We start from the raw sequence: 12475 nt of genomic DNA on the forward strand, positions 1-12475 counted from the left end.
TGTGCCCATGGACCTGAAACTCGCGCAGTGCTTCATCGCCGTCGACGACCACGACAAGGCGCTGGCCTTCTACGTCGACGTCCTGGGCCTGGAGATCCGCAACGACGTCGGCTTCGAGGGGATGCGGTGGGTGACCGTCGGTTCCCCGCTCCAGCCGGACGTGGAGATCGTGCTGGAGCCGCCCGCCGCGAACCCGGACACCTCGCCCGCCGACCGGGAGGCGATGGCCGAACTGCTCGCCAAGGGCATTCTGCGCGGGGTCATCTTCACCACCCGCGACTGCGACGCCCTGTACGCGCGGGTCCGGGATGCCGGCGGCGATGTGCTGCAGGAGCCTACGGACCAGCCGTACGGGGTGCGCGACTGCGCGTTCCGGGACCCGGCCGGGAACATGCTGCGGTTCATCGAGCGGGTGGACGCGTGAACATCCGCTGGACGTACGCCTTCGTCGACCGGCCGGTGGCGGGACTGGAGCGCGCCCGGAGTTTCTGGACGGCCGTCACCGGCACCCGGCTGTCCGAAGCCCGTGGAGACGACGGCGAGTTCGTGACGCTCGTCCCCGATGCCGGGACCGACGCCTGTGTGAAGCTGCAGGGGGTCGCCTCGGGCGGTGGTGCGCATATCGACCTCTGTGTGGAGGACGTGGCCGCGCTGGTGGAGTCGGCCCGGGAACTCGGCGCGGACCTGGTGGCCCGGCACGAGGGCTGGGCCGTACTGCGGTCGCCCGCCGGGCAGGCGTTCTGCGCGGTGCCGTGGCACGGGGAGTCGGTACGGCCGCCGGTGGTCGCGGGCAGCAGGCTGGACCAGGTGTGCCTGGACATACCGCCCTCCGCGTACGACGCCGAGACCGCCTTCTGGGCCGGGCTGACCGGCTGGGAGCTGCTGACCGGCTCGCTGCCCGAGTTCCGGGTGCTCAGACCGCCGCCGGGCCTGCCGGTCCGCGTCCTGCTCCAGCGGCTCGGCGAGGAACGGGCCGCCTCCGCGCACCTCGACCTGGCCTGCGCCGACATTCCGGCGGCCCGGGCGCACCACGAGGCCCTGGGGGCGTCCTTCGTCGCCGCGGGCACCCACTGGACGGTGCTGCGCGATCCGTCCGGCGGCGTCTACTGCCTGACCGGCCGGGACCCGGAGACGGGCGGGCTGCCACCGGCGTAGGGCGCCGTCAGCCCCAGGGCTCCACCTCGACCACGGCGCCGACCGGCACCGGTCCGTACACATGCGGGAACTCCTCGCCGCCCGGCTCCATGGCCTCGTACTTCACTGGTACGTCGAGCCGCGCGGGGTCGACGACCAGGACCACCAGGTCGTCGGGGCCGTCATAGGAGCCGTACAGGAAGGCGCCGACGCGCGGGAGTTGGTCGCGGGTGGAGAAGTGGATGAAGCCCTGCTCCTGGAGGGTGCGGCCACGGGTCGCCATCTCGTAGGTGCCGCGCTCGCGGGCGGCGTCCCACAGGGAGCGTTCGGTGAGATGCAGGATGTACGCCGGTTTCGTCATACGGCCACGCTACGGGCCGGGGTCCTGCTGCTGCGCCTCGTTCACGGGGGCCGTCGGGGCCGGTGGCGTCGGGGCGGGGGGCGGTTGCTCGGGGGCCGGGGGCCGCGGCTGCCCGGCCGGGTTCGCCGCGCAGTCGGGGTTGCGGCAGGGCCCGGGGCCCCACACCGGGACCCAGGCGCCCAGGGTCTTGTGCCGCCGGACGACGGTCTCGACGGGCTGTCCGCAGACCGGACAGAGGCGTTCCTCGCTGCCCATGTCCCCAGGGTAGGGCGGACGGCGGTTCAGCGCTTCCCGGTGTACGTCCACTGTGCCGGGCGTCCTGGACGGGGACGGGCCCCGCACACCGTGGGGATGTGCGGGACCCGCCGGGCCGGAGCCCCCGGTGACCGCGCGGGGTCAGGAGCCGCGCGGTCCCGGAGACTCCGGGGTCTTTCCACGGCCGTCGGCCGTCGGCTAGCTGCTGCGCCGGGTCACGAACTCCGCCAGCGCCAGCAGGGCGCCCGCCGCCTCCGGCTCCGGTACCGCGCGGGCCAGCTCCTGCATCGCCCGGGCCATCCGGTCGGCCGCCTGGGCCTGCGCCCAGTCCCGGCCGCCCGCCCGTTCCACCGCCTGTGCGGTACGGGCGATCCCCTCGGCGCCCTCCTTCTCGTACGGCATCGAGTACAGCTCGGCGAGCTCGAGGGCGGCCGGGGTGCCGGAAGTGAGCGCCGCGACGACGGGCAGCGACTTCTTACGGGCCGCGAGGTCGGCGCCGACCGGCTTGCCGGTGCGGTCGGGGTCGCCCCATATGCCGATGACGTCGTCGATCAGCTGGAAGGCGAGCCCGGCCTGGCGGCCGAAGGCGTCCAGCGCCGCCACGTCGTCCGCCGTCGCTCCCGCGTACAGCGCGCCGAGCGCACAGGCGCACCCCAGCAGCGCGCCGGTCTTGGCCTCGGCCATGACGAGCGCCTCGTCGAGCGTGACCTCGTCCGGGGCGCGCTGCTCCATGGCCGTGTCCGCGTGCTGACCGGCGCACAGCTCGACGACGCACGCCGCGAGCCGGGCGCCCGCCGCCCCGGACGCGGGGTGCGGGTCCTCGGCGAGCAGCCGGAGGGCCAGCGCCTGCAGGGCGTCCCCGGCGAGGATCGCGTCGGCGTCGCCGAACACGGTCCACACCGTGGGCCGGTGCCGGCGCGAAGTGTCGCGGTCCATCACGTCGTCGTGCAGCAGCGTGAAGTTGTGGACCAGCTCCACCGCGGCGGCAGCCCGTACGGCCGCCGCCCTCGCCCCCGGTCCGCCCAGCGCGTCGGCCGCCGCGAGGACGAGCGCGGGACGTATGGCCTTGCCCGCGTGGCCGGCCGCCGGGGTGCCGTCCGCGTGCTCCCACCCGAAGTGGTACCGCGCGATCCGCCGCATCGAGCCGGGCAACGACTCGACGGCGGCGCGCAGTGCGGGGTCGACCCAGGCGCGGGCGCGGTCCAGGACCGCCGTGGCCTCCTGCCCGTCGGACATTTCACCGAGCCGCGGCGACCCCGCTGGGCGCTGCTTCGTCTCGGTCATGAACTCGGCCATGGGTCCCCCTCGCGGAGTCCGCGGACGGTGGCGTTGCCGCCCCGGCTGAGCGCGTTCCCGGAAGGTCTACCCGCGTCGGCGTCCGGGGACACGGCGGCGAGGTGCGTGAGCGTCACCGCCAGCGGCCGATCTCGACGTTCTCCAGCACACCCAGCGCGTCCGGCACCAGGACCGCGGCCGAGTAGTAGGCCGTGACCAGGTACTTGATGATGGCCTGTTCGTTGATGCCCATGAAGCGCACGGACAGGCTCGGCTCGATCTCGTCCGGGATGCCGGACTGGCGCAGCCCGATGACGCCCTGTTCCTCCTCTCCCAGACGCATGGCGATGATCGAGGTCGTGCGTGCCTCGGTGACCGGGATCTTGTTGCACGGGAAGATCGGCACCCCGCGCCAGGTGGGGATGCGGTTGCCGCCCATGTCGACGGTCTCCGGGACGAGTCCGCGCTTGTTCAGCTCGCGGCCGAACGCGGAGATCGCGCGCGGGTGGGCGAGGAACAGCTTGGTGCCGCGCCGCCTGCTGAGCAGCTCGTCCATGTCGTCCGGGCCGGGCACGCCGTCGTGCGGCTGCAGCCGCTGGTCGTACTGGCAGTTGCTGAGCAGGCCGAACTCGCGGTTGTTGATCAGCTCGTGCTCCTGGCGCTCCTTCAATGCCTCGACGGTGAGCCGGAGTTGCTGCTCGGTCTGGTTCATCGGCTGGTTGTAGAGGTCGGCCACGCGCGTGTGGATGCGCAGCACGGTCTGCGCGATGCTCAGCTCGTACTCGCGCGGGCTGGCCTCGTAGTCGACGAAGGTGTGCGGGATGTCCGGCTCGCCGCTGTGGCCGGCGGCGAGGTCGACCGCCTTCTCGCCGTACTTGTTGGTGCGCTGCCGCGGGATCGAGCGCTGCCGCTCGACGTGCTCGCGCAGTGAGTCGGCGCGCGCGGCGACCTCCTCGAAGTCCTGCCGGGAGAGGATCAGCACGGTGCAGGCGGTGTCCGCGCGGGCGGTGTACTCCCAGATCGCGTCCGGGTCGAGCAGCGCCTGGTCGCCGAAGTACGCGCCGTCGGCGAGGACGCCGAGGACCGCGTCGTCGCCGTAGGGGCCGGTGCCGACCTTCTCCACCCTGCCGTGGGCGAGCAGATAGACCTCGTCGGTCTGGCTGCCGAAGGAGACGATCACCTCGCCCGGGGCGAAGTCGCGCTGCCGGCAGCGCTGGGCCAGCTCCGAGAACACGTCCTGGTCCTCGTACGACCGCAGAACCGGCAGTTCCGCCAGTTCGCCCGGGATGACCTCGACGCGGGCGCCGGTCTTCACGAAGGTGATGCGGCCGTCGCCGAGCTCGTACGCCAGTCGCCGGTTGACCCGGTACGTGCCGCCCTGCACGTTCACCCACGGCAGCATCCGCAGGAGCCAGCGGGAGCTGATCTCCTGCATCTGGGGTGCGGACTTGGTGGTCGTGGCCAGGTTCCGCGCCGCCGCGGTGTTCAGGCTCTGCTGCGGCCTGCTCTGTTCCGCGCGGACCTCGTCGCCTACCGACTCGCCTACCGACATAGAGAATTGCCCTCCCGGTCATGCTCCGGCACGGAAGTGCGCCGGGCATCGGTCTCGCACCCAGCCTCCCATCACGGAGCGTGTCTGATCCATTACCCGAAAGAGCGGGATTGGATCATCGCACTAGCGGGAAAACAGAGGGACTCCACTTACCGCCTGCCTGGATTGCGGAAGTTGTCCGGATCGGCTCGCACAGTGTGCGAATGATGCATAACGGGACATCTGGTTTCGGTAGTAGCAGCTGTACGAGGCGGTCGCGACCGGCTGCCGCCCAGCACAGCGCGAAGGAGGCGGCCATGGCGTCACCCATGACCGCGAGCGGTTTTCTGAACACCCTGAGAGCGGAGGGCCTCACCGTCGTCGAGGTCGGCGAATGGCAGCATCACAACCGCAACCACAAGGGACTGTGGGGTCCCGTCCACGGCGTGATGATCCACCACACGGTGACCAAGGGCAGCGAACGGACGGTGGACCTCTGCCGGGACGGCTACACCGGCCTGCCGGGCCCGCTCTGCCACGGCGTGATCACCAAGGACGGCAGGGTCCACCTGGTCGGCTACGGCCGCGCCAACCACGCCGGGCTCGGCGACGACGACGTACTGCGCGCCGTGATCGCCGAGAAGGGGCTGCCGCCGGACAACGAGAGCAACACCGACGGCAACCAGTACTTCTACGGCTTCGAGTGCGAGAACCTCGGCGACGGCGTGGACCCCTGGCCCGAGGTCCAGCTGAGCGCCATCGAGAAGGCCGCCGCCGCCGTCTGCCGCCACCACGGCTGGACGGAACGCTCGGTCATCGGCCATCTGGAGTGGCAGCCGGGGAAGTCGGACCCGAGGGGCTTCACGATGGCCTCGCTGCGGGAACGGATCAAGGCACGCCTGAAGCAGTGACCACCGGGGTGCCGTGGACAATGAACCCGTGACCGGCCCCGAAGCGCTCCGCCCCCACCTCCCCTCCCCCCTCCGGGAGCTGGCCGACGACCGGTTCACGAGCCACGGCGTCCGTCTCCTCGTCAAGCGCGACGACCTGATCCACCCGGACCTGATCGGCAACAAGTGGCGCAAGCTGGCCCCGAACCTGGAGGCGGCGGCCGGCCGCGCCATCGTGACCTTCGGCGGCGCGTACTCCAACCACCTGCGGGCCACCGCCGCCGCCGGCCGCCTCCTCGGTCTGGCCACCATCGGCGTGGTCCGCGGCCAGGAGCTGGCCGACCGTCCCCGCAACCCGTCCCTGGCCCGGTGCGAGGCCGACGGCATGCGCCTGCACTTCATCGACAGATCGACATATCGCCGCAAGGCCGAACCCGAGACCCTGGCCGCCCTCCTGCGCACACTCGGCGCGCGGGACGCGTACGTCGTCCCCGAAGGCGGCAGCAACGCCGAAGCCGTCCGCGGCTGCCGGGCCCTAGGCCGGGAACTGCGCGGCCACGCCGACATCGTCGCCCTCGCCTGCGGCACCGGCGGCACCCTCGCCGGTACGGCCGCCGGGCTGGCCCCGGACCAGCGCGCCCTGGGCATACCCGTCCTCAAAGGCGGCTTCCTGACCGCGGAGATACAGGCCCTCCAGGAGCGCGCCTTCGGCGCCCGCCGCGGCACCTGGTCCCTGGACGACCGCTTCCACTTCGGCGGCTACGCCCGCACCACCCCCGCCCTCGACGCCTTCGCCGAGGACTTCGAGGCCCGCCACGGCCTGCCCGTGGAGCGTCTGTATGTCGCCAAAATGCTCTATGGCCTTCTCACTCTCACGAGTGAGGGCGCCTTCCCGCGCGGGACGACCGTCGCCGCCGTGGTCACCGGCCGCCCGTTCCCCTGAGCCGCGCCCCTACGCGGCCTCGCGGTACGCCGCCGCCTCCTCCAGATCCAGCCTGCGCAGCAGCGTGCGCAGCATCTCGTCGTCGATGTAGCGGTGGTCGCGCAACCGGACGAAGACCTCGCGCTCGGCGCTGATCATCTCGCGGGACAGCCGGCTGTAGGTGTCGTCGACCGTCTCCCCGGTCACGGGGTTGACCGCGCCGAGCCGCTCCCAGACGGCGTTGCGGCGGCGCTCCAGGACCGTGCGCAGGCGGTCGGCGAGCGGCGGGGGCAGGGCGTTGCGCTCGTCGGATAGGAGCTCGTCGAGGCGCCGCTCGGCGGCCCGGGAGGCCTGGGCCTGGGCGTTGGCCTCGGCGAGCGTCTCGGCCTGCTGGTCCCGGCCGGGGAACTTCAGCAGACGGATCAGCGGGGGCAGGGTCACGCCCTGGACGACCAGCGTGCCGATGACCGTGGTGAAGGTCAGGAAGAGGATCAGATTGCGGTGCGGAAAGGGTTCTCCGCCGTGGATCGTGCGGGGGACGGAGAAGGCGATGGCCAGGGAGACCACTCCGCGCATCCCGGCCCACGCGGTGACCATCGCGCCCTTCCAGGTGGGGTTCGGCTCCCGCTCCCTGATCCGCCGCGACAGCAGGCGCGGCAGGAAGGCCGCCGGGTACACCCACACGAACCGGGTCACGACCACCACCAGGAAGACGACCACCGCGTACCAGACGGCCTCCACGCCCTTGTACTCCCCGAGGCCCTTGAGGACGACCGGCAACTGCAGTCCGATGAGCGCGAAGACCGCGGACTCCAGGACGAAGGCGACCATCTTCCACACCGCCTCCTCCTGGAGCCGGGTGGCGAAGTCGACCTCCCACGCGCGGTGCCCGAGGTAGAGGGCGACGACCACGACCGCGAGGACACCGGAGGCGTGCAGCTGCTCGGCGACGCCGTACGCGACGAACGGGATGAGCAGGGAGAGCGTGTTCTGGAGCAGGGGCTCCTTCAGATGCGTGCGCAGCCAGTGGAGGGGGGCCATCAGGACCAGGCCGACACCGACGCCGCCGAACGCCGCGAGCAGGAACTCGCCGATCCCGCCGAGCCAGGTGGCGCCCTCTCCGACGGCCGCGGCGAGGGCCACCTTGTAGGCGGTGATCGCGGTGGCGTCGTTCATGAGGGACTCGCCCTGGAGGATCGTGGTGATCCGGGAGGGCAGCCCGACCCGGCGCGCGACCGCCGTCGCCGCGACCGCGTCCGGCGGCGCCACCACCGCGCCCAGCACCAGCGCGGCGGGCAGCGGCATCCCGGGGACGAGCCGGTAGACGGCCCAGCCGACGACGAAGGTCGCGAAGAGGACGTATCCCACCGACAGCAGCGCCACGGGCCTCACCTGGGCACGCAGGTCGAGGTAGGAGCTGTCGCCGGCCGACGTGTACAGCAGCGGGGGCAGCAGGAGGGGGAGGACGACCTCGGGGTCGAGGGTGTAGTCCGGCACGCCGGGGACGTACGAGACCAGCAGTCCGGCCGCGACCAGCAGCAGCGGGGCCGGCACCGGCGTCCGCCGGGCCGCCGCGGCGATCGCGGCGCTCCCCGCCACCAGCAACAGCAGCGGCATCACGTCCATCGTCCTCGCCCGCCCTCTTTTTCCGCGCGGCCACCCGCACGCCCGTCGTAACCTGGCAATCATGAAACAGTGCACGCACGCCGACGCGCTGCCGCACCCGGAACCCGAACCGCAGAACGAGACCTGCCCGGAGTGTCTCGCGGAAGGCACGCACCCGGTGCAGTTGCGGATGTGTCTGACCTGTGGCCACGTCGGCTGCTGCGACTCCTCGCCCCACCGGCATGCCACGGGGCACCACGAGGAGTCCGGTCATCCGGTGATGCGGACCTTCGAACCGGGCGAGAACTGGCGGTGGTGCTTCGTCGACCACGTCCTCGTGTGACCCTGTATGTGATCCTGTAACAGGGCTCCGATCCCGACGGTTCGACCGTCTGACGTCTGGGTACGTCAACCCGGCGCGCGCTCTTCCCAATTGGGCCCGCTGGACCTCTAGACACGGAGCGTATCCACAGCTTTACTGTGAGTGACGCCAGGGGGTTGGGGTCCCGGGACAGGAATGTTCGGAGCGCGATAGCGTCACCGCTGAACCACGTATCGCGTTAACCCGGGGGGCGACCCTCGGCCCCGTAAAGCTTGTACCACCATGGAGGTGAGGGTGTCCCAGATCGCAGGCGAGCCCGCGACCCAGGACTTCGTGGAAGTCCGGCTGCCGGCTGCGGGTGCCTACCTGTCGGTGCTGCGGACGGCCACGGCCGGTCTCGCCGCCCGCTTGGACTTCACCCTGGACGAGATCGAGGACCTGCGCATCGCCGTGGACGAGGCCTGCGCGATCCTGCTCCAGCAGGCCGTGCCCGGCTCAGTGCTCAGCTGTGTCTTCCGGCTCGTCGACGACTCGCTCGAGGTCACCGTCTCGGCGCCGACCACCGACGGCCACGCGCCCTCGCGGGACACCTTCGCCTGGACCGTGCTGTCGGCCCTGGCGGGCAAGGTCTCGTCGGCCGTGGACGAGGACCGGACCGTGTCGATCAGCCTCTACAAACAGCGCGGCGCGGGACCCGGGCCGGCGTGAGGAACGGGGACGGGCCGGTGCGGGACGAAGAGCGCGGCACACGGGAGCTACCGGCCGGGGGCACAGACCCCGCGGACGGTTCCCGACGCATGCGGGACGGCATCGACGGGATCCCCGAGCAGGCCAGGCCGCACCCGGAGGACCCCTCCGCGGAGGCCGGCTTCCCGGACGACGGGCAGCGGGATCAGGACGGTGCCGTGCAGAGCGCGCCTCTGGAGCGGCGGAGCGGGGTTTCCCCGGCCCGGACGGAGGCGAGGGCTCGGGGAAGGGCGACGGGCGGGACGATGAGCGAGCACGAACGGGACGACGACGAGCTGGGCGCGAAGGCCGTGCCGGGCCTGCAGGGCGCACAGCACGCCCCCCAGGACCGCAGTGGGGCGCGCGCGATGTTCGTCGAGCTGCGGACCCTGCGGGAGGGCAGCGCCGAGTACGCGGAGCTGCGCAACCAGCTGGTCCGCATGCACCTGCCGCTCGTCGAGCACCTCGCGCGCCGCTTCCGCAACCGCGGTGAGCCGCTGGACGACCTCACCCAGGTCGCCACCATCGGCCTGATCAAGTCGGTCGACCGCTTCGATCCGGAGCGGGGCGTGGAGTTCTCGACGTACGCCACCCCCACCGTCGTCGGCGAGATCAAGCGGCACTTCCGCGACAAGGGCTGGGCGGTCCGCGTCCCGCGCCGTCTGCAGGAGCTGCGCCTGTCGCTCACCACGGCCACGGCCGAGCTGTCCCAGCAGCACGGGCGCTCCCCCACGGTCCACGAGCTGGCCGAGAAGCTCGCCATCTCCGAGGAGGAGGTCCTGGAGGGCCTGGAGTCGGCGAACGCGTACTCCACTCTCTCCCTGGACGTCCCCGACACCGACGACGAGTCCCCGGCGGTCGCCGACACCCTCGGCGCGGAGGACGAGGCGCTGGAGGGCGTGGAGTACCGGGAGTCGCTCAAGCCCCTCCTGGAAGACCTTCCGCCCCGGGAGAAGCGAATCCTGCTCCTGCGCTTCTTCGGCAACATGACCCAGTCGCAGATCGCCCAGGAGGTCGGCATCTCCCAGATGCACGTCTCCCGCCTCCTGGCCCGCACCTTGGCCCAGCTGCGGGAGAAGCTGCTGGTCGAGGAGTAGGCCTACGGCACACACGGCGGGCGGCGCGATGGCACCGCCCGCAGTCGTACGACCGGCCCGCCGAACCCCGGCGGGCTATCGCTCGGTCTCCCCCGTCCGGCCCGGCCCCTTGATGCCCAGGGCCGCGGTCGTGGCCGGGTTCACCAGCAGCACCAGCGCGCTCACCGCGACGACCGCGAGGGCGATGCCGGCCGGGATGGCGACGCTGTCGGCCTGGAGGAGGGTGTAGGCGACCGGGAGGGCCATGATCTGCGTGATCACGGCGGGGCCTCGGCTCCAGCCGCGCCGCAGCAGCAGCCCGCGCGCGGCGAGCAGCGGCAGCAGGGCCAGGACGACCAGCGTGATGGCCAGCGTCACGGCCTGCTTCCGGTCGTCCGGGGCGCCCGTGATACCGAGTACGAGCGTCCACACACCCCCGACCACCAGCGCGAGGCCCTCCAGCGCGACCAGCGCCGCCGCGTAGGTCAGTCGGCGCGGGCGGGGCCCGTCGGCCTCCGCGGGGGTCTTCGGGGCGGTGTTCTGCTCACTGCTCACACCTGAAGGGTAGCCGTCGCCCCGGACGCCGGGGTGTCCAGGCTCACGCCCTCCGCTCTTACCGGATCCCTACCTCGGTCTGGGCCGAGTACCACCCAGTAGGTACGCTGCAACTCATGCGTGCACTACTCGTGGTCAATCCGGCGGCAACCACCACAAGCGCACGTAGGCGTGACGTGCTGATCCACGCGCTGGCGAGCGAGATGAAGCTGGAGGCGGTGACCACCGAGTACCGCGGTCACGCGCGCGACCTCGGCCGGCAGGCGGCGGAGAGCGACGACATCGACCTCATAGTGGCCCTCGGCGGCGACGGCACCGTCAACGAGGTCGTCAACGGCCTGCTGCACGCCGGCCCCGACCCGGACCGCCTGCCCGGCCTCGCCGTCGTCCCCGGCGGCTCCACCAACGTCTTCGCCCGCGCCCTGGGCCTGCCCAACGACAACGTCGAGGCCACCGGCGCCCTTCTGGACGCCCTGCGCGAGGGCCGCGAGCGCGTCGTCGGCCTCGGTCTGACCTCGGGCACGCCCGGCACCGAGGACGAGTCCGTCCCGTCACGCTGGTTCACCTTCAACGCGGGCCTCGGCTTCGACGCGGGCGTGGTCGGCCGGGTCGAGCAGCAGCGTGAGCGCGGCAAGAAGTCGACACACGCACTGTACGTCCGGCAGGTCGTCCGGCAGTTCCTCGGTGAGCCGCACCGCCGGCACGGCACGATCACGCTCGAACACCCCGGCGGGGACCCGGTGACCGATCTTGTCGTCGCCATAGTCTCGAACACGTCGCCTTGGACGTATCTCGGCAATCGCCCGATGTACACGTCGCCTAAGGCCTCGTTCGATAAGGGACTCGACGTGCTCGGTCTCAGCCGTCTGTCCTCGGCCGCGGTTGCCCGGTATGGCACCCAGTTGCTCACTTCGTCCCCCGAGCGGGGACCCCACGGCAAGCACGCCGCCTCTCTGCACGACCTGGACCGGTTCACCTTGCATTCGAAGGTGCCACTCCCCCTCCAGATGGACGGCGACCACCTCGGACTGCGCACCAGCGTGACGTTCACAGGCGTACGCCGTGCACTGCGTGTGATTGTGTGAGCGGAACGGGCTAAAGTCCTTTCACTCGAACGTTTAGGCCAGGATCCACCCCATGGAAGTACGGCTGTGACCTAGTCGACACCGAGGAATCAAAAAAAACTTTCCGGAAGGGGTTGTATCCGCCGCTGAGGTTTGCGAGTCTCTACGTGGCGATCGGGACGGCCCGCAACACCAGCCTCCACTGATCACCGGAACCCCTCTTCAATCTCAGGACCACGCCGGGGAGACTCGGCGGTCGGCCCTTCACTTGTTGAGGGATTCGTGAAAGCGTTCACATTCACAAGCAACCTGCATGTAATACCAAGGAGAGGTAGCAGCCATGGACTGGCGTCACAACGCCGTTTGCCGCGAGGAAGACCCCGAGCTCTTCTTCCCCATCGGCAACACCGGTCCTGCGCTGCTGCAGATCGAGGAAGCCAAGGCCGTCTGCCGTCGCTGCCCGGTTATCGAGCAGTGCCTGCAGTGGGCGCTCGAGTCCGGTCAGGACTCCGGCGTCTGGGGTGGTCTCAGCGAGGACGAGCGCCGTGCCATGAAGCGCCGCGCCGCCCGCAACCGGGCCCGTCAGGCCTCCGCCTGACAACCCACCCCTGCTGACAGCCTGAGCTTGGCGGCGCGTACAGCGCGTACGCATCTCCCGCCCCCGAGCCGCAGCGCGCAGTACCCCCGATGCGCTTAGTAGAGCAGCAACGAGCGACTAGCCCCGGACCCACAGGTCCGGGGCTCTTTGCTTTGCCCCGG

The 12475-nt window shown here is 71.3% G+C and carries 15 protein-coding genes; 9 read left to right on the forward strand and 6 right to left on the reverse strand.

Translation table 11 applies throughout. The annotated features are described in order from the left end of the window. Positions 1-7 precede the first annotated feature (7 nt). Complete coding sequence (locus tag ACZ7L0_RS05090; RefSeq protein WP_471241035.1) at positions 8-424, forward strand: VOC family protein; 417 nt, start codon at positions 8-10, stop codon at positions 422-424. Next, positions 421-1155: a VOC family protein gene (locus ACZ7L0_RS05095; protein WP_471241036.1), complete on the forward strand. Its 735-nt coding sequence runs from the start codon at positions 421-423 to the stop codon at positions 1153-1155. Before ACZ7L0_RS05090 ends, ACZ7L0_RS05095 begins: the two co-directional genes overlap by 4 nt. Before the next feature lie 7 nt (positions 1156-1162). Here the strand turns inward: ACZ7L0_RS05095 and ACZ7L0_RS05100 are convergent, their stop codons facing one another. From ACZ7L0_RS05100 to ACZ7L0_RS05115, 4 genes are all read right to left on the reverse strand, one after another. After that, complete coding sequence (locus ACZ7L0_RS05100; protein WP_471241037.1) at positions 1163-1495, reverse strand: DUF952 domain-containing protein; 333 nt, start codon at positions 1493-1495, stop codon at positions 1163-1165. Between the two features lie 9 nt (positions 1496-1504). After that, positions 1505-1750 carry a hypothetical protein gene (locus ACZ7L0_RS05105; RefSeq protein ID WP_471241038.1) on the reverse strand — a complete coding sequence of 82 codons (246 nt, stop codon included), beginning with the start codon at positions 1748-1750 and terminating at the stop codon, positions 1505-1507. A gap of 198 nt (positions 1751-1948) precedes the next feature. Continuing rightward, positions 1949-3034 (reverse strand): family 2 encapsulin nanocompartment cargo protein polyprenyl transferase, encoded by a 1086-nt coding sequence (locus ACZ7L0_RS05110; RefSeq protein WP_471241589.1) that lies wholly within the window; start codon positions 3032-3034, stop codon positions 1949-1951. Positions 3035-3158: 124 nt separating this feature from the next. Next, a complete protein-coding gene (locus tag ACZ7L0_RS05115) occupies positions 3159-4577 on the reverse strand; it encodes a family 2B encapsulin nanocompartment shell protein (RefSeq protein ID WP_471241039.1) in 1419 nt (472 codons plus the stop codon). Positions 4578-4873: 296 nt separating this feature from the next. On the opposite strand from ACZ7L0_RS05115, the gene ACZ7L0_RS05120 reads away from it, so the two are divergent. Next, positions 4874-5467, forward strand: coding sequence for an N-acetylmuramoyl-L-alanine amidase (locus ACZ7L0_RS05120; RefSeq protein WP_471241040.1), 594 nt, complete (start codon positions 4874-4876; stop codon positions 5465-5467). A gap of 28 nt (positions 5468-5495) precedes the next feature. Then, a complete protein-coding gene (locus ACZ7L0_RS05125) occupies positions 5496-6389 on the forward strand; it encodes a 1-aminocyclopropane-1-carboxylate deaminase/D-cysteine desulfhydrase (protein WP_471241041.1) in 894 nt (297 codons plus the stop codon). 9 nt (positions 6390-6398) lie between these two features. On the opposite strand, the gene ACZ7L0_RS05130 is transcribed toward ACZ7L0_RS05125, so the two are convergent. Next, positions 6399-7994 (reverse strand): Na+/H+ antiporter, encoded by a 1596-nt coding sequence (locus ACZ7L0_RS05130; protein WP_471241042.1) that lies wholly within the window; start codon positions 7992-7994, stop codon positions 6399-6401. Positions 7995-8055: 61 nt separating this feature from the next. On the opposite strand from ACZ7L0_RS05130, the gene ACZ7L0_RS05135 reads away from it, so the two are divergent. The 3 genes from ACZ7L0_RS05135 (at position 8056) to ACZ7L0_RS05145 (ending at position 10118) form a co-directional block, all read left to right on the forward strand. Next, positions 8056-8316, forward strand: a complete 261-nt coding sequence (locus ACZ7L0_RS05135) for a UBP-type zinc finger domain-containing protein (protein WP_471241043.1) — start codon at positions 8056-8058, stop codon at positions 8314-8316. Positions 8317-8589: 273 nt separating this feature from the next. Beyond that, entirely contained in the window at positions 8590-9003 is a 414-nt protein-coding gene (locus ACZ7L0_RS05140; protein WP_006136266.1) for an ATP-binding protein, read from the forward strand. Further along, entirely contained in the window at positions 9000-10118 is a 1119-nt protein-coding gene (locus ACZ7L0_RS05145) for an RNA polymerase sigma factor SigF (protein ID WP_471241044.1), read from the forward strand. Before ACZ7L0_RS05140 ends, ACZ7L0_RS05145 begins: the two co-directional genes overlap by 4 nt. Before the next feature lie 75 nt (positions 10119-10193). Here ACZ7L0_RS05145 and ACZ7L0_RS05150 read toward each other — a convergent pair whose 3' ends face one another. Then, positions 10194-10652 (reverse strand): hypothetical protein, encoded by a 459-nt coding sequence (locus ACZ7L0_RS05150; protein WP_471241045.1) that lies wholly within the window; start codon positions 10650-10652, stop codon positions 10194-10196. Positions 10653-10768: 116 nt separating this feature from the next. Between ACZ7L0_RS05150 and ACZ7L0_RS05155 the strand changes: the two genes are divergently transcribed. Beyond that, positions 10769-11737 (forward strand): diacylglycerol/lipid kinase family protein, encoded by a 969-nt coding sequence (locus tag ACZ7L0_RS05155; protein WP_471241046.1) that lies wholly within the window; start codon positions 10769-10771, stop codon positions 11735-11737. Between the two features lie 319 nt (positions 11738-12056). Further along, positions 12057-12314 carry a WhiB family transcriptional regulator gene (locus ACZ7L0_RS05160; RefSeq protein ID WP_003992873.1) on the forward strand — a complete coding sequence of 86 codons (258 nt, stop codon included), beginning with the start codon at positions 12057-12059 and terminating at the stop codon, positions 12312-12314. The last annotated feature ends 161 nt before the right edge of the window (positions 12315-12475 follow it).

Source organism: Streptomyces sp. NPDC039424, assembly GCF_055639495.1.

Excerpts from the sequence above, each read along its gene's own strand:
- ACZ7L0_RS05090 (WP_471241035.1), top strand. The coding sequence starts at position 8 with ATGGACCTGAAACTCGCGCAGTGCTTCATCGCCGTCGACGACCACGAC.
- ACZ7L0_RS05100 (WP_471241037.1), bottom strand. The coding sequence starts at position 1,495 with ATGACGAAACCGGCGTACATCCTGCATCTCACCGAACGCTCCCTGTGG.
- ACZ7L0_RS05105 (WP_471241038.1), bottom strand. The coding sequence starts at position 1,750 with ATGGGCAGCGAGGAACGCCTCTGTCCGGTCTGCGGACAGCCCGTCGAG.
- ACZ7L0_RS05110 (WP_471241589.1), bottom strand. The coding sequence starts at position 3,034 with ATGACCGAGACGAAGCAGCGCCCAGCGGGGTCGCCGCGGCTCGGTGAA.
- ACZ7L0_RS05115 (WP_471241039.1), bottom strand. The coding sequence starts at position 4,577 with ATGTCGGTAGGCGAGTCGGTAGGCGACGAGGTCCGCGCGGAACAGAGC.
- ACZ7L0_RS05120 (WP_471241040.1), top strand. The coding sequence starts at position 4,874 with ATGGCGTCACCCATGACCGCGAGCGGTTTTCTGAACACCCTGAGAGCG.
- ACZ7L0_RS05130 (WP_471241042.1), bottom strand. The coding sequence starts at position 7,994 with ATGGACGTGATGCCGCTGCTGTTGCTGGTGGCGGGGAGCGCCGCGATC.
- ACZ7L0_RS05135 (WP_471241043.1), top strand. The coding sequence starts at position 8,056 with ATGAAACAGTGCACGCACGCCGACGCGCTGCCGCACCCGGAACCCGAA.
- ACZ7L0_RS05155 (WP_471241046.1), top strand. The coding sequence starts at position 10,769 with ATGCGTGCACTACTCGTGGTCAATCCGGCGGCAACCACCACAAGCGCA.
- ACZ7L0_RS05160 (WP_003992873.1), top strand. The coding sequence starts at position 12,057 with ATGGACTGGCGTCACAACGCCGTTTGCCGCGAGGAAGACCCCGAGCTC.